Source organism: Pantoea sp. sgz302252 (genome assembly GCF_047713085.1).
Classification (GTDB): Bacteria; Pseudomonadota; Gammaproteobacteria; order Enterobacterales; family Enterobacteriaceae; genus Scandinavium.
The window spans coordinates 1-26,442 of record NZ_JBLFJW010000029.1 but is presented as its reverse complement, the minus strand read 5'-3'; the positions used below and the strand labels follow the sequence as shown (position 1 = coordinate 26,442).

The following is a 26,442-nucleotide window of genomic DNA, read 5'->3' as shown; positions in this document are numbered from 1 at the left end:
AGGAGCCGCCCCCTCTGAATCTCTCTGCCGTAGCGAATTTTCCCGGATGAGAGCGCTCTTCTTCAGCCATCGCCTGCTCTCTTCACTCCACCGCAAAAACCTTATCCAGCCTGCTATACCCCAGCCCGTTGATCTTCTTAACGCGGATCTGCACCGGAATTCTCTCTTTCATCGCTTCCACATGGCTTATCACGCCGATGACTTTGCCGCTCGCATTCAGCGCGTCCAGAGCATCGAGCGCGGTGTCCAGCGTTTCGCTGTCCAGAGTGCCGAAACCTTCGTCCAGGAAAAGGGAGTCAATTCTGGTTTTATGGCTCACCAGATCCGACAGGGCCAGCGCCAGCGCCAGGCTCACCAGGAAGCTTTCTCCGCCCGAAAGCGTGCGGGTGTCTCGCACGGCATCGGCCTGCCAGGTGTCCATCACTTCCAGTTCGAGCGCTTCGCTGGCTTTACGTTTCAGCAGATAGCGCCCATGCAGACGGCTTAACTGCTCGTTTGCCAGCCACACCAGATTATCGAGCGTCAGCCCCTGCGCGAATTTGCGGAATTTATCGCCCTCTTTCGAGCCGATCAGGGCATTCAGCCAACCCCAGTCTTCCAGCGTCTGGCTGGCGGTTTCCATTTGGGCCATCAACGCTTGCTGCTGTTGGCGATTATCGGCGTCTTGCTTTATCTGCTGACGGATTTCGCCCTGGGCAGAACTGTTTTCCCGCAGCTTCTGCGTCAGCTCTGCTAACTGGAACTGCACTTGTTCAGGTTGGATCTCAGCGGATAAATCTTCAGGACGCTGTTGTTGATGGCTGGCCTGTGCCGTTTGAGCCTGCGTCGCCAGCGCCTGTTGTTGCTGAAGCTGGCTTTCGAGCTGTTGCTTTAACTGTTCCAGGCGCTGGCGCGTCTGATCGTCGAGCAAGGCGGCCAGAAACGCCTGCTGATCGGCAAACTGGCTGTTGGCCAACGCGCTTTCAAACGCTTGTTGGGCCGCAAGCCTTGTTTGCTCAGTCTGCTCTTTTTGCTGTTGCAGCGTTTGCCACTGACTTTGCAGCGACACACAATCGTGATGAACCTGCTGCCAGCCTTCCAGTGGCACGGGCGTGAAGTCGTCTGATGGCGGCACTTCAGGCAGCGTTTCCCGCAGCGGTTGCAGGTGAAGAAGCTTCTGCTCAACCGACTGAAGCTGTTCGGTTTGCGTTTGCCACTGCTGGCTTTCGGCTTCACGCTCAGCAAGCCACGCAGCTTCTTCCCCGGTAGTCGGAAGCGCTAAATTGAAGCTGCTGAGGGCCTCACTTAAGCTGTTCTGACGAGCGGCCATCTCCTGCTCAAGCGCGGTACGCTGGGCTTGCAAATCAAGATGCTGTTTTTGCAGGTTAAGGCGCTGACTGTGTTGATACAGCTGCTGTTCCCAGCTTTCCTGCTCATTGAGCCAGCCGCCGATATCGTCTTCAGGCGTCAGTGAAATCGTCAGCGCGGTGACGGTTTCCTGCCATTGTGAGGTGAGTGCTTGCTCCTCCCCGGCGATCGATAGCAGCTCGCTTTGCTCGGCCTGTAACTGCTTCTGCAACCCATCAAGCTGCCCTCGCAGGCTGGCTCCGGCTTCGCCCAGTTGCTTCACTTCTTTTTCAAGCTGATCACGGCGGGCTTCATTTACGCCGGGTTTGAGCGCCTGATACTCCGCTACGGCCGGATGTTCCGTCGAACCGCACAGCGGGCAAGGGCCGCCCGGCTGTAAGCGAGCGCGTTCATCGGTCAGCTTCGCGATGATTTTTTCCTGCTCGCACAGCGTCTTCACATCGTTAAACTGCTGCAGCTTCTCTTTATAGTGCTGACGGCGCGTCACGAGCTCTGCTTCCCCTTTTTCCAGCTCCTGCTGACGCTGCACAAGCAGCGGCTGAAGCTGCTGGCGGCGCTTGCTGAGCGGCTGGAAACGGTTTTGCAGCGTGTTGAGCAACTGACGCAAAGGCCGGGCTGCCGTGTGTTTTTCGATGGCGGCGGTAACTTGCTTGTCGTCCAGCTCCAGCGTGCTGGCGGGCAGGGCATTCGATTGACGAATCAGCTCCGCTTCGCGTTGCGTCAGGTTTTGCACCTGCGATGCGTCGCGTGTTTGCTGGTTAAACGTCGCTCGCCAGCCCGCGAGCTCGCGGCCTAAAAGACGGAAGCGGTCGTTTGTTTTTAGCCACTCGCTAAGGGTTTTTTGTTGGGTGTTCAACTGCTGATATTGCGCATCCGCAGTCAGGCGTAAAACCGCCCGCTGCGCCAGTTGACGCTGTAAGCGAGTATTTACTTCTTCAGCCTGTTGATGCGTTTGAGCATAAGCGGCTTGCTGATCCTGAAGACGAACCCAAAGCGGGCGCAGCTGGTCGGCTGGCTGGGCAAGCGCCAATGCTGCCAGTTGCGGCTGTGCGTCGCTCAGTGCTTGCTGTGCACTTGCGAGGGCTGCTTGCGAACGCTGATGTGCTTCGCGCATTTCAGCCTCTCGGGTGAGCCATTGTTGCCAGCCCTGAATGCGAAGCTGCGTGCTCTGTTGCTGCTTTTCTTCGTCAGTGAGTGCCTGCAAACGTTGCTGCAAAGCCTGCTGTTGTTCGTCGCTTAGCAACACCATGCCCGATGCCTGAGCCTGTAGCTTTTCCAGACTGATTTTGGCTTCTTTGTGCTTCTCAAACACCATCGCGGAAATCTGACCGTAGATTTCTGTGCCGGTCAGTTCTTCAAGCAGCTCTGCTCGCTCTTTCGGTTTGGCATTCAGGAACGCGGCGAACTGGCCCTGAGAGAGCATCATCGAACGGGTAAAACGGCCGTAATCCAGCCCGGTGAGCGAGGCGGTAAGATCCAGCTTTTCTTTCACTTTCTCGGCAAGGATTTCGCCCGTGTCGCAGCGTGAGAGTTCCACTCGCGGCGCCTGGAGGTTACCGTCTGGCTGATTTCGTGCCCGGTTTTGGCTCCAGAAAGCGCGATAGGCGGTGCCCTTCACTTCAAACTCAACTTCGGCCAGACATTCGGCGGTATCGCGGGTCATCAAATCATTTTGCGATTGCGACAGCGTGCTGAGTCTCGGTGTCTCGTGATACAGCGCCAGACAGATGGCATCCAGCAGCGTGGTTTTCCCGGCTCCAGTGGGGCCAGTGATAGCAAACAACCCGTTGCTGGCGAAGGGCTCCTGGGTGAAATCGATTTTCCATTCGCCCTTCAGCGAGTTCAGATTTTTCAGCCGCAGACTTAAAATTTTCATGGCTGTTCCTCGCTGGACAGGGCGCTCAGGGTTTCGTTGAAGAGCTGATGGAGGCGTTGTTGTTGCGGTTCTTCTAAGGTTTCCAGCGCCAGACGGCGTTCAAACACTTCTTCTACTTTCAGTTCGCTCAGCGTTTCCCGATGCTCGCTTGCCATGATGCGCTCGCGTTGTTCGCGGCTGCGACGCACCAGCAGCACTTCGACGGGCAGCGTTTCGGTCAGGGTTTGAATTTTGCGTTGGATATCGTGCAGGTATTCGTCGCTGGTCATTTCGATGTCGAGCCACACCGGCTGGCTGTTATCGGCCTCTCGCCACTGTTCAAGCTGCGTACTGATGCTGCCAAAATCCCCTTTTAATACCGCCAGTGGCTGAGTGACTGGCACCTCCAGCGGCAGGACTTCCGCCAGTTTTCCGGCCTCAAAACTCACCAGATTGACGGTTTTGGTTTTGCCTGTTTCATCAAAGCTTAGGGAAATTGGGGAGCCGCAGTAGCGAATGTGCTCGGTGCCGCCAATCTTCTGTGCGCGGTGAATATGCCCAAGGGCGATGTAATCCGCAGGCGGGAAGTTCTGCGCCGGGAAGGCATCCAGCGTGCCGATATAGATGTCACGTACTGCGTCACTTTTGCTGGCGCCCACGGTGGTCAGATGCCCGGTGGCAATGATCGGCAACGTGCGCTCGCCGCGCAGGTCGCATGCCTGGCTGTACTGCTGCTGATAATACCCGGTGATGGCCTGTAATAAATGCTGCTGCTTTTCACCCGCAGAGGCACCAGCCTGGCTAACAATCACATCACGCGGGCGTAAAAAGGGGACTGGGCAAAGAATGGCACCTGGCGTGCCATCCCGAAGCATTAATTCACACGGGGGCGTGCCGCTGCCCGCGACAACTTTTGTATTCAGAAAGGCGAGAATATCGCGTGATTCATTCAGCGTGGCCACAGAATCATGGTTTCCCGCCAGCACGACCAACTGACAGCCTGTTTGCTGAAGCTGAACGACAAAACGGTTGTACAGCTCGCGGGCATAACTTGGCGGCGAACCGGTATCAAAAATGTCGCCCGCCACAATAATGGCATCCACCTGCTGCGCTTCGGCGGTCGCCAGCAGCCAGTCAAGAAAAGCTTGATGTTCGGCGGCGCGGCTTTTGCTGTAAAAATTCTGGCCGAGATGCCAGTCAGAGGTGTGTAGGATGCGCATAATCAGTCCATGGCGTGAAAGCGTGGCAGCAAGTATAAACATTTAACGATAACAGGGCGATGACTGCGCGGATTCGGTGTCATAATCAAAAAATCGCTATCATAAATCTGTCATAAAACTGACGCATACTAGCGCCGCATTGCATACATATGACTAATAACACGGGACAAATAATGGCGAGACGTATTCTGGTCGTTGAAGATGAAGCGCCGATCCGCGAGATGGTGTGCTTCGTCCTGGAGCAAAATGGCTTCCAGCCTTTAGAAGCTGAAGATTATGACAGTGCCGTTAACCAGATGAATGAGCCCTGGCCCGATCTGGTTCTGCTGGACTGGATGCTGCCGGGCGGTTCCGGGATCCAGTTTATCAAGCACCTGAAACGCGAAGCGCTGACCCGCGACATTCCGGTCGTGATGCTGACGGCGCGTGGCGAAGAAGAAGACAGGGTTCGCGGTCTGGAAACAGGCGCAGATGATTACATCACCAAGCCTTTCTCACCGAAAGAGCTGGTGGCACGTATTAAAGCGGTCATGCGTCGTATTTCGCCGATGGCCGTGGAAGAAGTTATCGAGATGCAGGGATTAAGCCTCGATCCGTCTTCGCACCGCGTGATGACCGGCGAAAATCCGCTGGACATGGGGCCAACGGAATTTAAACTGCTGCACTTCTTTATGACTCACCCGGAACGTGTTTATAGCCGCGAACAGCTGCTGAACAATGTCTGGGGAACCAACGTTTATGTGGAAGACAGGACGGTCGATGTGCACATTCGCCGCCTGCGTAAAGCGCTGGAACACAGTGGTCACGATCGGATGGTGCAAACCGTTCGCGGCACGGGCTATCGTTTCTCTGCCCGTTTCTGACAATTGACTGGAGTGTGACCCGTGCTTGAACGGTTGTCATGGAAAAGGCTGGTTTTCGAGCTGATCCTCTGTTGTATCCCGGCCCTGATCCTCGGGGCAATTTTCGGTTACTTGCCCTGGTTTTTACTGGTGGCGGTGACCGGGCTGCTGGTGTGGCATTTCTGGAACCTGCTGCGCCTCTCCTGGTGGCTGTGGGTTGACCGAAGCATGACGCCCCCGCCGGGCAGCGGCAGCTGGGAGCCCTTGCTGTACGGGCTTCACCAGATGCAGATGCGTAATAAAAAGCGCCGTCGCGAGTTGGGCAGCCTGATCAAACGCTTTCGCAGTGGGGCAGAGTCCTTGCCGGATGCGGTGGTGCTGACCACCGAAGAAGGGGCGATGTTCTGGTGTAATGGCCTGGCGCAGCAAATGCTGAATCTGCGCTGGCCGGACGATAACGGCCAGAACATTCTCAACCTGTTGCGCTATCCCGAATTCTCCCGTTACCTGAAAACCCGCGACTTCACGAAGCCGCTCAATCTGGTGCTCAACACCGGGCGGCATCTGGAAATTCGCGTGATGCCTTACACCGACAAACAGCTGTTGCTGGTGGCGCGTGATGTCACGCAAATGCACCAACTGGAAGGCGCTCGACGCAACTTCTTTGCCAACGTGAGCCACGAGCTACGCACGCCGCTCACAGTGTTGCAGGGCTATCTGGAAATGATGCAGGAGCAAACCCTGGAAGGGGCACCGCGTGAAAAAGCGCTGCACACCATGCGCGAACAAACGCAGCGAATGGAAGGGCTGGTGCGCCAGCTACTGACGCTCTCACGCATCGAAGCGGCACCGCTTGCGGCGTTGAATGAACGTATCGACGTGCCAATGATGCTGCGAGTCGTCGAGCGGGAAGCGCAAACGCTCAGCCAGAAAAAGCATACGCTGCATTTCGAGATAGATGATTCGCTCACGGTACTGGGCAGTGAAGAACAGTTACGTAGTGCGATGTCGAACCTTGTTTATAACGCAGTGAATCATACGCCTGAAGGCACGACCATTACCGTGCGCTGGCAGCGAGCGCCACACGGCGCGCTATTTAGCGTGGAAGATGATGGCCCAGGTATTGCGCCTGAACACATTCCGCGTCTGACTGAGCGCTTCTATCGTGTCGACAAAGCCCGTTCACGCCAGACAGGTGGCAGCGGTCTTGGGTTAGCCATTGTTAAGCATGCGGTGAATCACCACGAAAGCCGGCTCGATATCGAGAGCCAGCCAGGCAAAATGACGCGCTTTAGCTTCTTGCTGCCGGAACGTTTGATTGCCAAAAAAAGCGCCTGATTTCAGGACTGGCAGGAAAGATTGACACAAACCGGCGATAGCCGGTCTGAGAGTGATGACAAACCTCTAACGAATGAGATTTGTCATAGGGTACCGAATAAAAAAACAAGGAAAATCAATTTATTGATTTTCGGCTGCTCACCACAAAGAAGGGAAAACCACGCTTTTTCCTTCTTTGTCAGCAGTCTGAAACCGGCGAAAGCCGGCTTTTTTGCTTTCCAGTTAACCAAACGGCGGATAATGAGCAAACGTCTGATGCTTTTTTGTTCGCATGATAAGCCATGGGTTTTTCTTATAACTGGTTATTCATGCTGGTATGGGTTTTCATGTTGATATAATCCTCTGGTTTTGCGATCCCATATTGCTTTAAAACGTTATAAGCGTTTAAATTGCCCACGTTGCAGTCGCAGTCTGACTGCTTTCGCGTGGTAAACCCAATAACAATTCTTTCCACGCGAACATCGGGAGAATATCCCACTAACGATTACGCTCTTACCGTTGTTCTGTTCCGCAGGGATAAGCGCGACGTTTTATTTTTTCAACACCACATCCACAGGCAGTAAAGAGTTTATGACCCATCAGTTAAAATCACGCGACATCATCGCCCTGGGCTTTATGACCTTTGCGTTGTTCGTTGGCGCTGGCAACATCATCTTCCCTCCAATGGTTGGCTTACAGGCAGGCGAGCACGTCTGGACTGCGGCGATTGGTTTCCTGATAACCGCAGTGGGCCTGCCTGTGTTGACCATTATTGCTTTGGCAAAAGTGGGCGGCGGCGTGGACAGCCTGAGCACGCCTATCGGTAAAGTCGCCGGTATTCTGCTGGCAGTGGTCTGCTATCTGGCCGTTGGTCCGCTGTTCGCGACCCCGCGTACTGCAACAGTCTCCTTTGAGGTGGGCATTGCGCCGCTGACGGGTGACGGTGCGCTGCCGCTGCTGATTTACAGCGTTATCTATTTTGCACTGGTGATTCTGGTGTCGCTCTATCCGGGCAAACTGCTGGATACCGTGGGCAACTTCCTTGCACCATTGAAAATTCTCGCGCTGATTGTGCTGTCTGTTGCCGCCGTTATGTGGCCAGCAGGCTCTATCAGCCATGCGCTGGAAGCCTACCAGACTGCACCGTTTTCTAACGGTTTCGTGAACGGGTATCTGACCATGGATACGCTGGGCGCAATGGTCTTCGGTATCGTTATCGTTAACGCCGCGCGTTCTCGTGGCGTGACGGAAGCGCGCTTGCTGACCCGTTACACCGTCTGGGCTGGCCTGATGGCTGGCGTTGGTCTGACGCTGCTGTATCTGGCGCTGTTCCGTCTGGGTTCTGACAGTGCCACGCTGGTGGATCAAAATGCCAATGGCGCAGCCATCCTGCACGCTTATGTGCAGCACACCTTTGGTGGCGCAGGGAGCTTCCTGCTGGCAGCCCTGATTTTCATCGCCTGTATGGTGACCGCCGTTGGCCTGACCACCGCTTGTGCAGAGTTCTTCTCTCAGTACCTGCCGCTGTCTTACCGTTCGCTGGTGTTTATCCTCGGTCTGTTCTCGATGGTGGTGTCGAATCTGGGTCTGAGCCACCTGATTCAGGTGTCCATTCCGGTGCTGACGGCAATTTATCCGCCTTGTATCGCACTCGTGGTATTAAGTTTTACCCGCAGTTGGTGGCATAATTCGAGCCGCGTGATTGCCCCGGCGATGTTTATCAGCCTGGTGTTTGGTCTGCTGGATGGCGTTAAAGCTTCCGCCTTCGCGGACATCCTTCCGGCATGGACTTCGCATCTGCCGCTGGCAGAGCAAGGCCTGGCCTGGCTGATGCCGACCATCGTGGCCGCCGTGCTGGCCATTGGCTGGGATCGCGCAGCAGGCCGTCAGGTGACTTCAAGCGCGCATTAATTAGCGTTCCAGAAGTAAAATTAACCACGGGGCTACAGGCTCCGTGGTTTTGTTTTTTGGTAAGGCAGTGGAATTCATGGAAACAGAGAACAAACTAAAACGCGGGCTAAGTACCCGTCACATTCGCTTTATGGCGCTCGGGTCGGCTATCGGCACCGGTCTTTTTTATGGCTCGGCAGACGCCATCAAAATGGCCGGTCCCAGCGTGTTGCTGGCTTATATCATCGGCGGTGTTGCCGCTTACATCATCATGCGTGCGCTCGGCGAAATGTCCGTGCACAACCCGTCTGCCAGCTCCTTCTCCCGCTACGCGCAGGATAACTTAGGCCCTCTCGCGGGCTACATCACCGGCTGGACGTACTGCTTTGAAATCCTGATTGTGGCGATTGCCGACGTGACCGCGTTTGGCATCTACATGGGCGTCTGGTTCCCGGCAGTGCCGCACTGGATTTGGGTGCTGAGCGTGGTGCTCATCATCTGCGCCATCAACCTGATGAGTGTGAAGGTGTTTGGCGAACTGGAGTTCTGGTTCTCCTTCTTCAAGGTCGCCACCATCATTGTGATGATTGCGGCGGGCTTTGGCATCATCATCTGGGGTATCGGCAACGGCGGTCAGCCAACCGGCATTCACAATTTGTGGAGCAACGGTGGCTTCTTCAGTAACGGCTGGCTTGGCATGGTGATGTCGCTGCAAATGGTGATGTTTGCCTACGGCGGCATTGAAATCATCGGCATTACAGCCGGTGAAGCGAAAGACCCGGAGAAATCCATTCCGCGTGCGATTAACTCCGTGCCGATGCGCATTCTGGTGTTTTATGTGGGCACGCTGTTCGTCATCATGTCCATCTACCCGTGGAACCAGGTCGGCACTAACGGCAGCCCATTCGTGATGACGTTCCAGCATCTGGGCATCACTTTTGCGGCCAGCATTCTTAACTTTGTGGTGCTGACGGCCTCGCTTTCAGCGATTAACTCCGACGTCTTTGGCGTAGGGCGTATGCTGCACGGCATGGCCGAGCAGGGCAGTGCGCCGAAGATTTTCGCTAAAACCTCACGCCGCGGTGTGCCGTGGGTGACGGTGGCGGTCATGACAGTCGCGCTGCTGCTGGCGGTGTATCTGAACTACATCATGCCGGAAAACGTGTTCCTGGTGATTGCTTCGCTGGCGACCTTCGCCACTGTGTGGGTGTGGATCATGATCCTGCTGTCACAGATTGCGTTCCGTCGTCGTCTGCCGCCGGAAGAAGTCAAAGCGCTGAAATTTAAAGTGCCGGGCGGTGTCTTCACCACGATTGTGGGCCTGCTGTTCCTGGTGTTTATCATCGTACTGATTGGCTGGCACCCGGACACCCGCATTTCTCTGTACGTTGGTTTCGCGTGGATTGCCCTGCTGCTGATTGGCTGGCAATTCAAAGCCCGCCGCGACCGCCAACGAGCGCTTGTGCAGTAACGCTCTCAAACCCGGCCGAGCGCCGGGTTTTCTTTCCTTCCTCTCTTACGCTAAACTATCTCAATATTTTCTTTTTTTGAGATAGTTTGCATGTCCACTAAAGCTCCTCCTGCTTTGATCCCATTGAGCCAAATCACAGGGATGCAACATGAACACTATCAACACTATGCCAGGCTGCTGGACGATAAGGGCCGCTATTTGCCGTGGGATCAATTTCAGTATCGTGTTGAAAAGGGCGACGATCCTGTACTGGCCTGGGGCTTTACCCGTCGAGCCCGAAATGCAGCGATACAGTTTATTGACTATTCAAACGAACAAGGCCAGCAAGCAGGGTTGAATACCCTTCCCGCACTGTCTGAAATCTGTGAGCGGGTAGATAAGTACGCTACCGGACAGGCGCTCAGCCGGCAGCGGGAGCGGATACAGGGCATAGGCGCGGCGCTAAGCCAGTTCCAGCATGAAGAGGCGATCACCAGTTCACAGCTTGAGGGCGCAAATACCACAACGCGGGTGGCGCTGAATATGTTGAGAACCGGGCGCAAGCCGCGTACCGAGAGCGAGCAGATGATTGTGGGGAATGCCCGGCTTATGGCAGAGATAGTCGATCATCTTGATGAACCTCTGACAATAAGCTTGATCCGGCACTTTCATGCCGTGGGGATGGGAGGCATTGATGACGGGAAATATACGCCCGGTGAGTTTCGCCTCTCCGATGACATTGTGATCGCCGATTACGATGGCAACATCGTCCACCAGCCGCCTGCCGCAGAATATATTGCAGATCGCCTTCATCAGGTTTGCGCATGGGTGAATGCCAGCGAGGATCAGTATGTTCACCCTCTGATACGTGCCTCTGTCCTTCACTTTATGATCGCCCATGAACACCCCTTCAGGGACGGTAACGGGCGCACCAGTCGGGCGCTGTTTTACTGGTATATGCTGAAAAAGGGCTATGAGGCATTTCGTTATATCTCGATCAGCAGTCTGATTTATGCCGCTCCGGTGAAATACGCCCACAGCTTTCAATACACCGAAACCGATGGCATGGACCTGACGTATTTTCTCGACTACCAGGCTCGTATCCTCCATAGAGCGCTGGATAAATTTGAGGAACATATCGATGCGATAGTGATGCGTCGGGCCGCGGTTGATCGCCTGCTTTTCGACTCCGGCGCGCTTGCGCGGCTCACCCAACGGCAGGTTATGCTGGTGAACATTATGCTGGCGGAGCCGGGAGAAAGCGTGACCGCAGCACAGGTAAGTGAAAAGCTGGGGGTATCAGACAACACCGCCAGAACTGATCTACGGGCGCTGGTGCGGGAGAACATCGCTGAAGAACGGCAGGTCAACGGGCAGCAAACGGCCTACTGCATTCGGATCAGGCCATAAATCATAACCCGACTCTCCTCCCCCTTTATCCTCCCCCAATTCGCCGCATAATGATGAGTGATATGTAGCCAGACTGTGGCAAGGTGAACGCATTTTGGACAAAGGGGAAAAATGATGTTGAAGGCATGGCATCTGCCTGTTGCACCGTTCATTAAACAGCAACAGGACCGGCTGGCGATCACGCTATGGCTGAGCGGTGAAGTGCCGCCGCTGCGCGTGACGTTACGAGCAGAGGAAGACAACGAAGAGATTGCGTTGCCGATGCACCGCTTGCGCAGCGAACCGCAGCCGGGTGTGACGGCATGGCGGGCGGAGATCCCGTTGGCAAGCGGGCAACCGCGTCGCCGTTACAGTTTCAAACTGCTGTGGGAAAATCGCCAGCGCTGGTTTACGCCACAAGGATTTAGCCGTTTCCCGCCAGCACGCCTTGAACAGTTTGCGGTGGATGTGCCAGATATCGGCCCGCAGTGGGTGGCCGATCAGGTGTTCTATCAGATTTTCCCCGATCGTTTTGCCCGCACTGAGCCTCGTTCGGCGGAGCAGGACAATGTCTATTATCACCACGCTGCCGGGCGCGACATCGTGCTACGCGAGTGGGATGAACCGCTGACGGCCGAAGCGGGCGGCTCCACTTTTTACGGCGGCGATCTGGTCGGTATCAGCGAAAAGCTGCCGTACCTGAAAAAGCTCGGCGTCACCGCGCTGTATCTCAACCCCGTTTTTGTCGCCCCGAGCGTGCACAAATACGACACTGAAGATTATCGTCACGTTGATCCGCAGTTTGGCGGCGATCAGGCGTTATTAAGGTTGCGACACAACACTCGCCGTGAAGGCATGAAGCTTATTCTCGACGGCGTGTTTAACCACAGCGGAGATTCGCACGGCTGGTTTGACAGGCATAACCGCGGCACCGATGGCGCATGCCACAATCCTTCATCGCATTGGCGCGACTGGTACAGTTTTTCAGAGGAAGGCAAAGCGCTGGACTGGCTGGGCTACGCCAGCTTGCCGAAGCTTGATTTCAGCTCTGAAACGCTGATCAACGAAATCTATCGCGGGGAAGACAGCATTGTGCGCCACTGGCTTAAAACGCCGTGGAGTATGGACGGCTGGCGGCTCGACGTGGTGCATATGTTGGGGGAAGCGGGCGGGGCGCGGAACAATCTTCAGCATATCGCGGGGATCACCAAAGCGGCCAAAGAAACGCAGCCGGAAGCCTATATTCTGGGTGAACATTTCGGCGATGCGCGTCAGTGGCTGCAGGCCGATGCTGAGGACGCGGCGATGAACTATCGCGGGTTTACTTTCCCGCTGTGGGGATTCCTGGCGAATACCGATATCTCTTACGATCCGCAAATGATTGATGCCCAAACCTGCATGGCGTGGATGGACAATTACCGCGCTGGCCTGTCGCATCAGCAGCAGCTGCGCATGTTTAACCAACTCGACAGCCACGATACCGCGCGGTTTAAATCGCTGCTTGGCAAAGATGTGGCGCGTTTGCCGCTGGCGGTGGTGTGGCTGTTTACCTGGCCTGGCGTGCCGTGCATCTACTACGGCGATGAAGTGGGGCTTGATGGCAACAACGATCCGTTCTGTCGCAAGCCATTCCCGTGGCAGAAAGAAAAACAGGATCTGACATTGTTTGCCCTGTATCAGCGAATGGCGAAGCTTCGTCAACGCTCTCAGGCCTTGCGCCACGGCGGCTGTCAGGTGATTTACGCGGAAGATAACGTCGTGGTCTTTGTGCGTGTGTTGAAGCAACAGCGCGTGCTGGTGGCGATAAATCGCGGCGAGCCGTGTGAAGTGGTGCTCGACGCCTCGCCGCTGCTGGCTGTCAAAGAGTGGTTGCTAAAAGAGGGTAAAGGCACGTTGCAGGGCGATGTGCTGACGCTGCCTGCTATCTCCGCTTCTGTATGGTTGGGTAATTAGCTCCAGAGGTGCTGGGCGGCAAGGTAAATAGCAAAATCCTCTCTTGAGAGGATTTTTAGTGTTTGCCCCCTCGCCCTGTGGGAGAGGGGCCGGGGGAGAGGGCATCAGACCGCATAAACAGTTGACTGGTCGCCACCCGGCATATCTTCAATGGTACAAACGCTCCAAAACGTCATCGCTCAACAACGCTTCCCGCCACCAGCGCTGCGCCAGCCCGTCGCTGTGGTTGCGCCAGGCCATATAGGCCACGTCTTTTTCACGAAATGACACCACTTCTTTTTCCACCAGCTCGCCATTTTTCAGCCACGGACGTGCAATGTGCCGTGGCAGAAAACCGCAGCCCATTCCCGCGCGTAACAGCATCAGCTTAGAGTGAAAATCATCCACGCGTATTTGCGGCTGTTCATCCATGAGATTGCTGTTGATAGGCTGACAGCTGCGCGCGCTGTCGCTGATGACCACGGCTCGATGCAGACAAAGCTGATCGTTGGAAAGCGGCGTTTGTGTCTGCGCGAGCGGGTGAGAAGGGGCGACCACAAACACATTGTCCAGCGTGCCGAGCATTTTGTACGACCACGCGCCGGAGGTTGGCGGCTCGTTGATCGCCCCTATAATCATGTCCGCGCCGTGGTGGGTTAATTCTTCCCATGAACCGGCCAGCGTGTGATGGGTAAAGTTTAGCCGCGTTTGTTTGTTCAGAGCGTGGAACGCGTCAATCAGCGGTAAAAGTGCTGCAAACGGGAAAGAGTCATCCAGCGCAATCGACAGCTCTTTTTCCCAGCCGGACTGCACCTGCACCGCCTGTTTTTCCAGGTCTTTCGCGGCGTTTAGCAGCAGTCGCCCTTTTTCCAGCATCATTCGGCCAGTATCGGTAAATTTCGCTCGATGACCGGAGCGATCCAGCAGGGTAATGTCCAGATCGCTTTCCAGTTTCTGGATCATGTAGCTGAGCGCCGCAGGCGTTTTAAAAAGTGATTCAGCTGCGGTGGCAAAAGATCCGTGCTTATCGAGGGCATCGAGAATAAGCAACACTTCAAGATTTAAGCGCATGGCGGAAAAAGTCGGTGATCGGAGAATAAGTAAAGTCTTACTGAAGCGCTTATTCAATGCCAGTGAATAATTTAGAACGCAGGCGCGTAATTTTTTGACTAAGCCTGATAATAGTTGTCATAGGGAATGAGTTTTTCAGAATATATTCTCTAACTCGCTGGTCATAAAACAGAAAAATTTCTTTAATAACTCGTTAGAAATTTCCGCCTATACTCACTCTGCTTTCTCCGTCAGGATCCAACTGTTTCTACCCGTCATACTTCAAGCTGCAGGGGTGTTGGCTGCACTCCCTCACCCCAGTCACTTACTTAAGTAAGCTCCTGGGGATGAGCTCCCTTGCCGCCTACCTGCAACTCGAATTATCTAGGGTAGATAGCAGACTCAGGCTGTTGCCTTTGAACTATTAATTAAGAAGGTGTGTTATGTCTATTCGGGAACTGATCGACCCGCAGAATTCTGCGCTTATTTTTATCGACCATCAGCCGCAAATGTCTTTTGGCGTGGCAAATATTGACCGCCAAACGCTGAAAAATAATACCGTGGCACTCGCCAAAGCCGGGAAGATATTTAATGTGCCGGTGATTTATACCTCTGTCGAAACCAAAAGTTTTAGTGGCTATATCTGGCCTGAATTACTGGCTGTGCACCCTGATGTAAAACCGATTGAACGCACATCGATGAACTCCTGGGAAGATAAGGCGTTTGTTGATGCCGTGAAAGCGACCGGGCGTAAAAAGCTGATCATGTCTGCGCTCTGGACCGAAGTGTGCCTGACTTTCCCGGCACTGATGGCACTGGACGAAGGCTTTGAAGTTTACGTGGTGACGGATACCTCCGGTGGCACGTCTGTTGATGCGCACGAACGTGCTATCGACCGCATGGTACAAGCTGGCGCGGTACCTGTGACCTGGCAACAGGTGCTGCTGGAGTACCAGCGCGACTGGTCACGCAAAGGCACCTACGACGCAGTGATGGATTTGGTGCGCGAACACAGTGGCGCTTACGGCATGGGCGTCGATTACGCCTACACTTTGGTTCACGGTGCGCCGGAACGTAAAGCGTAACGCGGTGGCGGGCGTTCGCCCGCCTGTTTGCGACAGCAAGGAACCTTTGCCATGACGCAAAAAAAACATGTGACTCTGGTTATCACCCACGCTTTGCGGTCAGAAGATAGCGGGGAATACGAAGCGTGGCTGGGCAGGATAATGCCGGTCGCGGCGGAATTCCCAGGCCATCTGGGGGCTAACGTTATTCGTCCCACGGACGGGCAGGGCATGTGGAATATCATCATTCGCTTCGACACGCTCGAACACCTCTACGCCTGGACACAATCCGAAACCCGCAAACAACTGGTGGATGAAATCACGCCGCTGCTGGCCGAAGGCGATCATACTGAAGTCAAAACCGAGGCGGCTTTCTGGTTTACCCCGCCTGCGCCGCATGTGCGTCAACCCAGGCGCTGGAAACAGTTTCTCATCACGCTGCTGGTGATTTTCCCGAGCACCAACCTGGTGCCGGCTATCACCGGCCTGCTGTTTCCTGGCCTGAAAGGCACGTTGCTGCTGCATCTGATTAACGATGCCTGCGTGGTGGCGCTGGTTGTCTGGCTGTGGATGCCCATTGTTACCCGAATTTTTGCCGGCTGGCTGAAAAAAGCCTGAGCCGGTTTGAGGAGTCTGAAATGTCTCAACAAGCCACATTGATCCTGACCCATGGCGAAATCCATACCCTGGATCGGGAAAACCCTCTCGCGCAAGCGGTCGCGATCGCCAACGGTAAAATCCTCGCGACCGGTAGCCACGATCAAATCATGAGCTATGCCACTGACGGCACGCAGATTGTCGATCTTAAAGGCCACACGGTGATCCCGGGCCTGAATGACTCGCACCTGCACCTGATTCGCGGTGGGTTGAATTACAACCTTGAGCTGCGCTGGGAAGGCGTGCCTTCGCTCGCGGATGCGCTGCGAATGCTGAAAGATCAGGCCGATCGCACGCCGTCACCGCAGTGGGTGCGCGTGGTGGGCGGCTGGAGTGAGTTCCAGTTTGCCGAACGCAGGATGCCGACAATTGAAGAACTGAATGAAGCCGCGCCGGACACACCTGTTTTTGTACTGCATCTTTATGACCGTGCGCTGCTGAACCGCGCGGCGCTGAAAGCGGTAGGATACACCAAAGAAACGCCTGATCCTGCGGGCGGTGAAATCGTGCGTGACAGCAACGGTAACCCGACAGGCATGCTGGTGGCGAAACCCAACGCGATGATCCTCTATTCCACGCTGGCGAAAGGACCAAAATTGCCGCTGGAGATGCAGGTGAACTCCACGCGTCAGTTTATGCGCGAGTTGAATCGTCTGGGCTTAACCAGCGCCATCGACGCGGGCGGCGGTTTCCAGAACTACCCGGAAGATTACGAAATCATTGAGCAGCTCCACGCCAATGACCAAATGACTGTGCGCATAGCCTACAACCTGTTTACCCAACGGCCGAAACAAGAGCTGGAAGATTTCGAGCGCTGGACTGATATGCTCAAGCCAGGCCAGGGCACTGATTTTTATCGCGCGAATGGGGCAGGGGAAATGCTGGTCTTTTCCGCAGCGGATTTCGAAGATTTCCTCCAGCCGCGGCCTGATTTGCCACAAGGCATGGAAGACGAGCTGGAGCGTGTGGTACGCCATCTGGTGGAACACCGCTGGCCGTTCCGTCTGCACGCCACTTATGACGAATCCATCAGCCGGATGCTGGATGTGTTCGAGAAGGTGAATCGCGACATTCCGTTCAATGGCCTGCACTGGTTCTTTGACCATGCCGAAACCATCACCGAACGAAATATCGAACGCGTAAAAGCGCTGGGCGGCGGGATTGCGGTGCAGCACCGTATGGCGTTTCAGGGCGAGTATTTCGTCGACAGATACGGCAAAGAGGCCGTGAAACACACGCCGCCAGTGGCGAAAATGCTGGAGCTGGATGTGCCGGTTGGTTTGGGTACCGATGCGACTCGTGTCGCGAGCTACAATCCGTGGACGGCGCTTTACTGGCTGGTGTCCGGGCGTACCGTCGGCGGTTTGTCGATGTATGACGATAGCAATCGCCTGCCGCGTGACGTGGCACTGGAGCTGTGGACCGCCGGCAGTGCGTGGTTCTCCAGCGAACAGGGCAAAAAAGGTCGCATTGTTACTGATCAGCTTGCGGATTTGGTGGTGCTGTCAAAAGACTACTTCCGCGTGCCGGAAGAGGAAATCAAAGGCATTGAGTCAGTGCTAACGATTGTGGATGGCAAAGTGGTGTACGCCGCCGGGCATTTCACACCGCTTGCGCCGCCAGCGATTCCGGTTGTTCCAGACTGGTCGCCAGTCGTGAAAGTGCCGGGTCATTACCGTTCTGCGCCGCCAGCGATGGGGAAAGTGGGCGCAGTCGTACAGATGCACCAGTGCATCGGCAGCTGCGGTGTGCACGGGCATTCCCACGATATCGCGAGGAAGTCAGGCATTCCAGTGTCAGATGACCAGGCCTTCTGGGGTGTGCTGGGGTGCAGTTGTTTTGCTTTTTGATTATTGAGTTGTCTGATCCCCTCTCCCTAGCCCTCTCCCACAGGGAGAGGGAACTGTTCGGAGCTGGTTTTCGCCCTTTCCCGCGGAGGGAGAGAGTGGACCGGAGTTGGTTTTCTCCCTCTCCCTTTGGGAGAGGGTCGGGGAGAGGGGCTAACGCCGATCTCAACCCACAAAAAAGGCCCGCATTCGCGAGCCTTTCATCTATCCATCAGCGCTGATTACAGGCCGTTGACGTTCTCAGTCAGGTATTTCGCAACGCCTGCTGGAGAAGCGTCCATACCTTCTTTGCCTTTTTCCCACTGAGCCGGGCACACTTCGCCGTGCTCTTCGTGGAACTGCAGCGCGTCAACCATACGCAGCATTTCGTCGATGTTACGACCCAGTGGCAGATCGTTCACAACCTGGTGACGTACGATGCCGTTAGCGTCGATCAGGAAAGAACCACGCAGAGCCACGCCAGCGTCCGGATGTTCGATACCGTAAGCCTGCTGGATTTCACGTTTGATGTCCGCAACCATCGCGTATTTCACTGCACCGATGCCGCCTTTGTCGACAGGGGTGTTGCGCCATGCGTTATGGACAAATTCAGAGTCAAAAGAAACGCCAACCACTTCTACGCCACGCTTCTGGAATTCTTCGTAACGCTTGTCGAACGCGATCAGTTCAGACGGGCAGACGAAGGTGAAGTCCATTGGCCAGAAGAACAGGACAGTCGCTTTGCCAGCGGTGTGCTGTTTGAAGTTGAAGTTATCAACGATTTCGCCGTTACCCAGTACAGCAGCGGCAGTAAAGTCAGGAGCAGGACGAGTGACCAGAACCATGAGGTTCTCCTCTAATTTTATAAGGTTAATGGAACGCAACGCGGGCCAGTATAGGGAGAGGAAATAAACGATACAAAGAGGCACTGACAATCGTTGAGACAGGTTTTACCTATCAATCTTTATATTTCCAACTGTGTCAGCTTAGCGATTTTGTGATGAAGCGCAAGTTTTAAAGTGCTCTGGCCTGTGCCTGCGCCATCATGGCTGGGTAAAAAGACCAGAAGGTCTCTTCAAATTGATCGTAATGTGAGTCCAAATCCTGCCAGGAATCGCGTAACGCATCGAGGCGTGGACGACGGCTTGCCATTCCGTTAAGCACTCGCTGGATAAAATCCATCTCCCGGTAACGCTCAAGCCAGCGTTCAGACCACAAGTATTCATTCAGATTGACGAAGCGAGGTGGCGATTCAGGCAGAATTTCAGCGACCTGCGCGTGCGCGTAACGAACAAAATCAGGCAACGACATGGCTGGCGAAAGCTGTGACCAGTGACGCGAAAGAAAATGATCCCACATCACGTCCAGCGTAATCGGGGCAACACGACGGGTTTCAGGGCGAAACCTGTCACGGGCGGCTTTCACTTCCGGCAAACTATCCGTCAGCACGTCTATGCGACGGTGCATGTAGATCCCGCTCACGACCTCCGGGGAATACAGCTCATCCGGATTGCCGCGCACAAAATCGGCCAGTAAATTGCCCGATAACGAGCTGTCCGCCAGATGCGCTAAATGCAGGTGAGCGAGAAAGTTCATTTGTATGCTTTCCTTATTTAAAGGCTTACCGGTTGCAGCCAAAGCAGCCTGCCACTAGACTACCCGCCTCTTTATTATGTCTGAGTTACCGTCATGCGCGTCGCCGATTTTTCTTTTGAACTGCCCGAATCCCTGATTGCCCACTACCCACAGCCGGAGCGCAGTAGCTGCCGTTTGTTATCCTTAGACGGGCCAACGGGCGAGCTGACGCACGGTACTTTCACCGATCTGCTCGACAAGCTCAACCCTGGCGATCTGCTGGTCTTTAACAACACCCGGGTGATCCCGGCACGTCTGTTTGGCCGTAAAGCCAGCGGCGGCAAGATTGAAGTGCTGGTGGAGCGCATGCTCGACGATAAACGTATTCTGGCACATATTCGCGCGTCCAAAGCGCCGAAACCGGGCGCAGAGCTGCTGCTCGGTGACGATGAAAGCATTCATGCCACGATGGTTACCCGCCACGATGCGCTGTTTGAAGTTGAATTTAATGACCAGCGCCCGGTGCTCGATATCCTCAACGCCATCGGCCATATGCCGCTGCCGCCGTATATCGACCGCCCGGATGAAGACGCTGACCGCGAGCTGTATCAGACTGTCTACAGCCAAAAACCAGGCGCGGTTGCTGCGCCAACCGCTGGCCTGCATTTTGATGAACCGCTGCTGGCGAAACTGCGTGAGAAAGGCATTGAGATGGCGTTTGTCACGCTGCACGTGGGCGCGGGAACCTTCCAGCCGGTGCGCGTAGACAGCATCGAAGATCACATCATGCACTCCGAATATGCCGAAGTGCCGCAGGACGTCGTTGACGCGGTGCTGGCGGCAAAAGCGCGAGGAAGTCGAGTTGTCGCGGTAGGCACAACGTCCGTTCGTTCACTGGAAAGCGCGGCGCAGGCAGCGAAAACTGACCTGATCGAACCGTTCTTCGGTGACACGCAAATCTTTATCTACCCAGGCTATCAGTACCAAGTCATTGATGCGCTGGTGACCAACTTCCACCTGCCAGAGTCGACGCTCATCATGCTGGTGTCCGCCTTTGCGGGTTATCAGCACACCATGAACGCTTACAAGTCTGCGGTAGAACAAAAATATCGCTTTTTTAGCTACGGGGATGCCATGTACATCACGTACAATCCGTCCGCTATTCAGGAACGCGTTGGGGACTGATTCCGCAACGTTGGGTTAATACGTCAGACTGTCTTTCTGACGCTGGAGTCAACATGAAATTTGAACTGGATACCACAGACGGTCGCGCACGCCGCGGTCGCCTGGTCTTTGATCGTGGCGTAGTTGAAACGCCAGCCTTTATGCCTGTTGGCACTTACGGCACCGTAAAAGGGATGACGCCGGAAGAAGTTGAAGCCACTGGCGCGCAGATTATTCTCGGCAATACTTTCCACCTGTGGCTGCGTCCTGGCCAGGAAATCATGAAGCTGCATGGCGATCTCCATGACTTCATGCAGTGGAAAGGGCCTATCCTGACCGATTCCGGCGGCTTCCAGGTCTTCAGCCTGGGTGATATCCGTAAAATCACCGAAGCGGGCGTGCATTTCCGCAACCCGATCAACGGCGATCCGATTTTCCTCGATCCGGAAAAATCCATGGAGATTCAGTACGATCTCGGTTCCGATATCGTGATGATTTTCGACGAATGTACGCCGTACCCGGCGGACTGGGATTACGCCAAGCGCTCAATGGAAATGTCCTTGCGCTGGGCAAAACGCAGCCGCGATCGCTTCGATTCCCTGCAAAACAAAAATGCGCTGTTCGGCATTATTCAGGGCAGCGTTTACGAAGATTTACGCGATATCTCCGTCAAAGGTCTGGTGGAGATTGGCTTTGATGGCTACGCTGTCGGCGGCCTGGCTGTCGGGGAGCCAAAGGAAGACATGCATCGCATTCTGGAGCATGTTTGCCCGCAAATCCCGGCAGACAAACCACGCTACCTGATGGGCGTGGGCAAACCGGAAGATCTGGTGGAAGGTGTGCGTCGCGGTATCGACATGTTCGACTGCGTAATGCCAACGCGTAACGCCCGTAACGGACACCTGTTTGTCACCGATGGCGTGGTAAAAATCCGTAACGCGAAGCATAAGAGCGACACCAGCCCACTCGACGCTGAGTGCGATTGCTATACCTGTCGTCATTATTCACGCGCTTATTTGCATCATCTTGACCGTTGCAATGAAATTCTGGGCGCGCGTCTCAATACCATCCATAATCTTCGCTACTATCAGCGTTTAATGGCGGGTTTACGCAAGGCTATCGAAGAGGGTAAATTAGAGAGCTTTGTGACGGAGTTTTACCAACGTCAGGGTCGGGATGTCCCACCGTTGAACGTTGATTAATTTTAATAATGAGGGAAATTCAATGAGCTTTTTTATTTCTGATGCGGTAGCCGCTCCTGCTGCTGGTGCTGCGGGGCAAAGCCAGTGGACTTTGATTCCAATGCTGGTGGTGTTCGGTCTGATTTTCTATTTCATGATCCTGCGCCCACAGCAGAAGCGCACCAAAGAGCATAAAAAGCTGATGGACTCCATCGCCAAAGGTGATGAAGTGCTGACTAACGGTGGCCTGGTCGGTCGCGTAACCAAAGTAGCTGAAGCTGGCTACATTGCTATCGCCCTGAACGACACCACTGAAGTGGTCATCAAACGTGACTTCGTAGCTGCCGTTCTGCCGAAAGGCACGATGAAGGCGCTGTAATCCACTGTTTTCCCAAAGGGAACTGCCGTGTTAAACCGTTATCCTTTGTGGAAGTACATTATGCTGGTCGTCGTGATACTCGTCGGCCTGCTTTACGCACTTCCCAACCTGTATGGTGAGGATCCGGCTGTTCAAATCACTGGCGTGCGTGGTAACGCTGCCAGTGAGCAAACGCTGATCCAGGTCCAGAACACCTTAAAAGAAGAAAAAATTACCGCGAAGTCTGTGGCACTGGAAGAGGGCGCAATTCTTGCTCGCTTCGACTCCACTGACATCCAGTTGCGTGCGCGTGAAGCGCTGGTCAGCGTGCTGGGTGACAAGTATGTCGTGGCGCTTAACCTGGCTCCGGCCACTCCGCGTTGGCTGGCCATGATGCAGGCTGAGCCGATGAAACTCGGTCTTGATTTGCGTGGTGGCGTGCACTTCCTGATGGAAGTGGATATGGATACCGCGCTGAGCAAACTGCAGGAACAAAATATCGATGGTCTGCGCAGCGATCTGCGTGAGAAAGGCATCGGTTACAAGACCGTACAGAAAGCCGATAACTACGGTCTGAGCATCACATTCAGTGACAGCGCGGCCCGTGACCAGGCTATCAGCTACCTCACGCCGCGTCACCGTGATTTAGTTATCACCAGCCAGGGCGACAACCAGCTGCGGGTGACGATGACCGATGAGCGCCTGAAAGAAGCGCGCGAATATGCCGTTCAGCAGAACATCAATATCCTGCGTAACCGTGTCAACCAGCTGGGCGTTGCCGAGCCGGTGGTACAGCGTCAGGGTGCGGATCGTATCGTGGTTGAGCTGCCGGGTATTCAGGACACCGCGCGTGCGAAAGAAATTCTGGGCGCAACCGCGACGCTGGAATTCCGTCTGGTGAACACCAATGTCGATCAGTCTGCCGCCACTTCTGGCCGCGTACCGGGCGACTCTGAGGTGAAAGATTCCCGTGAAGGCCGGCCAATTGTGCTGTACAAGCGTGTGATCCTGACCGGTGACCATATCACCGACTCCACCTCCAGCCAGGATGAATACAACCAGCCGCAGGTTAACATCTCGCTCGACAGCGCCGGTGGTAACATCATGTCTAACTTTACCAAGGACAATATCGGTAAACCGATGGCGACCCTGTTCGTGGAGTACAAAGATAGCGGTAAGAAAGATGCGAATGGCCGTGCCGTTCTGGTGAAGCAGGAAGAGGTGATTAACGTCGCCAACATCCAGTCTCGCCTCGGTAACAGCTTCCGTATCACCGGTATTAGCAACCCGAACGAAGCCCGTCAGCTGTCGCTGCTGCTGCGTGCCGGTGCGCTGATTGCGCCAATCCAGATTGTCGAAGAACGGACCATTGGTCCAACTCTGGGTCTGCAAAACATCAAGCAGGGTCTGGAAGCGTGTCTGGCCGGTCTGGTGGTCTCCATTCTGTTCATGCTGTTCTTCTATAAGAAGTTTGGCCTGATCGCGACCTCTGCGCTGCTGGCGAACCTGGTGCTGATTGTTGGGATCATGTCGCTGCTGCCTGGAGCCACGCTCAGCATGCCGGGGATTGCGGGTATCGTGTTAACCCTTGCGGTCGCGGTCGATGCTAACGTACTGATTAACGAACGTATCAAAGAAGAGTTGAGTAACGGACGCTCGGTCCAGCAGGCCATCCATGAGGGGTATGCTGGTGCGTTTAGTTCCATCTTCGATGCGAACATCACTACGCTGATTAAAGTCCTGATCCTGTATGCAGTCGGTACTGGCGCCATTAAAGGCTTCGCCATCACCACCGGTATCGGTGTGGCGACTTCCATGTTTACCGCGATCGTCGGCACCCGTGCCATCGTAAACCTGTTGTACGGCGGCAAACGCATCAACAAGCTGTCTATCTGAGGAGTGCGTTGTGGCACAGGAATATACTGTTGAACAATTAAACCACGGCCGTAAAGTCCATGACTTTATGCGCTGGGACTTCTGGGCCTTTGGGCTCTCGGGCCTGCTGTTGGTGGCTTCCATCGTCATTATTGGCGTGCGCGGCTTCAACTGGGGTCTCGATTTCACCGGTGGTACGGTGATTGAAATTACGCTGGAAAAACCAGTGGATATGGAACAGACGCGTGCCTCGCTGGAAAAAGCGGGCTTCGTTGAGCCACTGGTGCAGAACTTTGGTAGCAGCCACGACATCATGGTGCGCATGCCTCCGGTGAAAACCGAAAGCGGCAGCCAGGAGTTGGGCAGCAAAGTTCTGGAGGTGATCAACGAATCCACCTCGCAGAACGCGGCTATCAAGCGCATTGAGTTTGTCGGGCCGAGCGTCGGGGCAGACCTGGCGCAGAGCGGGGCGATGGCACTGCTTGCGGCGTTGATCTCGATTCTGGTCTACGTGGGCTTCCGCTTCGAATGGCGTCTGGCGGCGGGGGTGGTTATCGCCCTGGCGCACGACGTGGTGATCACCATGGGCATTCTCTCGCTGTTCCACATCGAGGTTGACCTGACCATCGTGGCGTCGCTGATGTCGGTTATCGGCTACTCGCTGAACGACAGCATCGTGGTCTCGGACCGTATTCGTGAGAACTTCCGCAAGATTCGTCGCGGCACGCCTTACGAGATCTTTAACGTGTCCCTGACTCAGACGCTGCACCGTACGTTGATCACTTCGGGAACCACCTTAATGGTTATCCTGATGCTGTTCCTGTTCGGTGGCCCGGTGCTGGAAGGCTTCTCGCTGACCATGCTTATCGGTGTCTCCATCGGTACGGTGTCTTCCATCTACGTGGCTTCGGCGCTGGCGCTGAAACTCGGGATGAAACGTGAGCACCTGCTGGTACAGAAAGTGGAAAAAGAAGGCGCCGATCAGCCTTCAATCCTGCCGTAAGATCAGAAAGGCCAGTCGTTCGACTTAATGCCGTTCACTTAAGCCTCGCGTGACTTATAGCTGAACGGATATTTAGGCGGAATATAAAGCACCGAACGCTCGTATCGTCGGTGCTTTCTTTTTTCCGGAAGGATAAAGGCTTTTACATTTTCCCTCATTCCTTTCAGATGCTTAGGTATATTCCCCGTCGCGCCCTTACCACTCACCCTGACCTGCGATATCAGAATATTTAATGCCGCCACGAAACTTATCCGGGTTGGAATAACGCCGGCCTCTCCTGCAATATCCACCATTTCCTTTCTCAGCAGGTTGTACGACACCAGGATCCCCCACAGCTCCTGTTTTACCCCCTCCGGAAATCGGCTCCGCAGTGTGACCTCCCCCTTCAACTGCCGTCTTTTTAGCTCTCCATAGCCTAGTTCGATCTCCCAGCGTTCCCAGTAAATTCGCAGCAAATCTTCGACTGGCCAGGCGACCGGATCGGTCAGCGACGTTAAAAATCCCGTGATTTTCCCTTTACCGCCACCGCTGACATAACTCACCATCCTTGCCCGCCAGACTTCCGGGAGATGAGGCGCAGCCTTGCGAGCCTGAGGTGAAACCGGCATCTCAATCAGCATGTCGTAATCGCTGTATCGTTCGATAACCTCATAGCGGAGTTTACTTTTTACTGGTGTGAGCCAGTGTGTGCAGGCTCCGGCCTGCTGCCATTCCAGGAAAAAAGCCGCGCTGAAATAACAGCGGTCGAACAGGGTCAGCGTATGGTCAGGGGCGGAGGAAATCAGACGATGCGCCAGCGTTAGCTCCCCCTCGGCCACACCGCCAAACGCCGCATCCAGCAACATATGGGAATGGGTTGCCATCAGCCCGACCATCCGTACCTGCGGGAATGTCCCCGTGGACGGTTCGATAAACCCAAAAGCAGCGGCGTTCTCAGGTGAATCGGGCGTGCGAAAAAGTGTTCCGTCAACGCTCAGAACCCGGAGGCCATGGAACGTAGCGGGCCCGAGTGCCGCAGGTTGCCAGGCCTCGTTGCAGGCATGAAAAAGGTAGCGAAGTGGGGCTTCGCCCAGGCGCTGGCGTGCGGCAGTGAGTACGCTGGGGGCAAGGCTTTGATAACCGTCTTCAGGCTGGAGAACAATGTCGAGATGATGGCAGACATCTTTAATGGATAAGTCACGCAGCAACCCCATCATCAGAATAAGCCAGACAGCCTGCTCAGCAGGGAGGCGACGCCTGCGAATGCTGGCCTTCTGGCAGGCGCTTAATGCCTGGTGTATCCAGAGGGGGTCAAGGGAGCGAGAAAAAGCATCCAGCTCAGAGGCGAAAGCATCAACAACAAAATCCATATCCTGTTCAGACATAAAAAAATCCGGGAGCAGAGGGCTGTTCCCGGATTGTCTCTCACTGGCAGGATCGTTCAAGTACTCTTAAATGATCGGCATTA

At 54.9% G+C, this 26,442-nt stretch carries 20 protein-coding genes; 14 read left to right on the top strand and 6 right to left on the bottom strand.

Features of this window, described 5'->3' with window-relative positions:
• Positions 1–82: 82 nt before the first annotated feature.
• Together sbcC and sbcD are read right to left on the bottom strand one after the other, a co-directional pair.
• Positions 83–3,223 (bottom strand): exonuclease subunit SbcC, encoded by a 3,141-nt coding sequence (sbcC, locus tag ACLW56_RS19265; protein ID WP_330985330.1) that lies wholly within the window; start codon positions 3,221–3,223, stop codon positions 83–85.
• Positions 3,220–4,422: an exonuclease subunit SbcD gene (gene sbcD / locus ACLW56_RS19260; protein ID WP_330985329.1), complete on the bottom strand. Its 1,203-nt coding sequence runs from the start codon at positions 4,420–4,422 to the stop codon at positions 3,220–3,222. The genes sbcC and sbcD overlap by 4 nt, the downstream gene beginning before the upstream one ends.
• A gap of 173 nt (positions 4,423–4,595) precedes the next feature.
• On the opposite strand from sbcD, the gene phoB reads away from it, so the two are divergent.
• From phoB to malZ, 6 genes are all read left to right on the top strand, one after another.
• The gene (gene phoB / locus ACLW56_RS19255; RefSeq protein ID WP_330985328.1) at positions 4,596–5,285 is read left to right on the top strand and encodes a phosphate response regulator transcription factor PhoB; all 690 of its coding nucleotides are present in this window, start codon (positions 4,596–4,598) and stop codon (positions 5,283–5,285) included.
• A gap of 21 nt (positions 5,286–5,306) precedes the next feature.
• Positions 5,307–6,602 carry a phosphate regulon sensor histidine kinase PhoR gene (gene phoR, locus ACLW56_RS19250; protein WP_330985327.1) on the top strand — a complete coding sequence of 432 codons (1,296 nt, stop codon included), beginning with the start codon at positions 5,307–5,309 and terminating at the stop codon, positions 6,600–6,602.
• A 570-nt stretch (positions 6,603–7,172) separates the two neighbouring features.
• Complete coding sequence (gene brnQ, locus ACLW56_RS19245; RefSeq protein ID WP_330985326.1) at positions 7,173–8,492, top strand: branched-chain amino acid transporter carrier protein BrnQ; 1,320 nt, start codon at positions 7,173–7,175, stop codon at positions 8,490–8,492.
• A 76-nt stretch (positions 8,493–8,568) separates the two neighbouring features.
• Entirely contained in the window at positions 8,569–9,942 is a 1,374-nt protein-coding gene (gene proY / locus ACLW56_RS19240; RefSeq protein WP_330985325.1) for a proline-specific permease ProY, read from the top strand.
• A gap of 90 nt (positions 9,943–10,032) precedes the next feature.
• Entirely contained in the window at positions 10,033–11,331 is a 1,299-nt protein-coding gene (locus tag ACLW56_RS19235; RefSeq protein WP_330985324.1) for a Fic family protein, read from the top strand.
• A gap of 111 nt (positions 11,332–11,442) precedes the next feature.
• A complete protein-coding gene (gene malZ / locus ACLW56_RS19230) occupies positions 11,443–13,263 on the top strand; it encodes a maltodextrin glucosidase (RefSeq protein ID WP_330985323.1) in 1,821 nt (606 codons plus the stop codon).
• Positions 13,264–13,410: 147 nt separating this feature from the next.
• Here malZ and ACLW56_RS19225 read toward each other — a convergent pair whose 3' ends face one another.
• On the bottom strand, positions 13,411–14,313 hold the full coding sequence (locus tag ACLW56_RS19225) for a LysR family transcriptional regulator (RefSeq protein ID WP_330985322.1): 903 nt from the start codon (positions 14,311–14,313) through the stop codon (positions 13,411–13,413).
• A 422-nt stretch (positions 14,314–14,735) separates the two neighbouring features.
• Between ACLW56_RS19225 and ACLW56_RS19220 the strand changes: the two genes are divergently transcribed.
• From ACLW56_RS19220 to ACLW56_RS19210, 3 genes are read left to right on the top strand one after another with little or no spacing between them, the layout of a single operon-like run.
• Positions 14,736–15,377: a hydrolase gene (locus tag ACLW56_RS19220; protein WP_330985321.1), complete on the top strand. Its 642-nt coding sequence runs from the start codon at positions 14,736–14,738 to the stop codon at positions 15,375–15,377.
• 51 nt (positions 15,378–15,428) lie between these two features.
• Positions 15,429–15,974 (top strand): antibiotic biosynthesis monooxygenase, encoded by a 546-nt coding sequence (locus tag ACLW56_RS19215; RefSeq protein WP_330985320.1) that lies wholly within the window; start codon positions 15,429–15,431, stop codon positions 15,972–15,974.
• A 20-nt stretch (positions 15,975–15,994) separates the two neighbouring features.
• On the top strand, positions 15,995–17,863 hold the full coding sequence (locus ACLW56_RS19210) for an amidohydrolase (RefSeq protein ID WP_330985319.1): 1,869 nt from the start codon (positions 15,995–15,997) through the stop codon (positions 17,861–17,863).
• A gap of 218 nt (positions 17,864–18,081) precedes the next feature.
• Here ACLW56_RS19210 and ACLW56_RS19205 read toward each other — a convergent pair whose 3' ends face one another.
• Positions 18,082–18,684 carry a peroxiredoxin C gene (locus ACLW56_RS19205; RefSeq protein WP_154160272.1) on the bottom strand — a complete coding sequence of 201 codons (603 nt, stop codon included), beginning with the start codon at positions 18,682–18,684 and terminating at the stop codon, positions 18,082–18,084.
• Between the two features lie 169 nt (positions 18,685–18,853).
• Positions 18,854–19,435: an ACP phosphodiesterase gene (gene acpH, locus ACLW56_RS19200; protein WP_330985318.1), complete on the bottom strand. Its 582-nt coding sequence runs from the start codon at positions 19,433–19,435 to the stop codon at positions 18,854–18,856.
• Positions 19,436–19,528: 93 nt separating this feature from the next.
• Here acpH and queA point away from each other — a divergent pair, with 93 nt between their 5' ends.
• Genes queA through secF form a run of 5 tightly spaced genes read left to right on the top strand, consistent with a single transcriptional unit; the run spans position 19,529 to position 24,995 of the window.
• Complete coding sequence (gene queA, locus ACLW56_RS19195; protein ID WP_330985317.1) at positions 19,529–20,599, top strand: tRNA preQ1(34) S-adenosylmethionine ribosyltransferase-isomerase QueA; 1,071 nt, start codon at positions 19,529–19,531, stop codon at positions 20,597–20,599.
• 53 nt (positions 20,600–20,652) lie between these two features.
• The gene (tgt, locus tag ACLW56_RS19190) at positions 20,653–21,780 is read left to right on the top strand and encodes a tRNA guanosine(34) transglycosylase Tgt (RefSeq protein ID WP_330985316.1); all 1,128 of its coding nucleotides are present in this window, start codon (positions 20,653–20,655) and stop codon (positions 21,778–21,780) included.
• Positions 21,781–21,802: 22 nt separating this feature from the next.
• Positions 21,803–22,138 (top strand): preprotein translocase subunit YajC, encoded by a 336-nt coding sequence (gene yajC / locus ACLW56_RS19185; RefSeq protein ID WP_330985315.1) that lies wholly within the window; start codon positions 21,803–21,805, stop codon positions 22,136–22,138.
• A 27-nt stretch (positions 22,139–22,165) separates the two neighbouring features.
• Entirely contained in the window at positions 22,166–24,013 is a 1,848-nt protein-coding gene (gene secD / locus ACLW56_RS19180) for a protein translocase subunit SecD (RefSeq protein WP_330985314.1), read from the top strand.
• A gap of 10 nt (positions 24,014–24,023) precedes the next feature.
• The gene (gene secF, locus ACLW56_RS19175; protein WP_330985313.1) at positions 24,024–24,995 is read left to right on the top strand and encodes a protein translocase subunit SecF; all 972 of its coding nucleotides are present in this window, start codon (positions 24,024–24,026) and stop codon (positions 24,993–24,995) included.
• A gap of 38 nt (positions 24,996–25,033) precedes the next feature.
• Here the strand turns inward: secF and ACLW56_RS19170 are convergent, their stop codons facing one another.
• The gene (locus ACLW56_RS19170; protein WP_330983077.1) at positions 25,034–26,359 is read right to left on the bottom strand and encodes an IS4 family transposase; all 1,326 of its coding nucleotides are present in this window, start codon (positions 26,357–26,359) and stop codon (positions 25,034–25,036) included.
• Positions 26,360–26,442 lie beyond the last annotated feature (83 nt).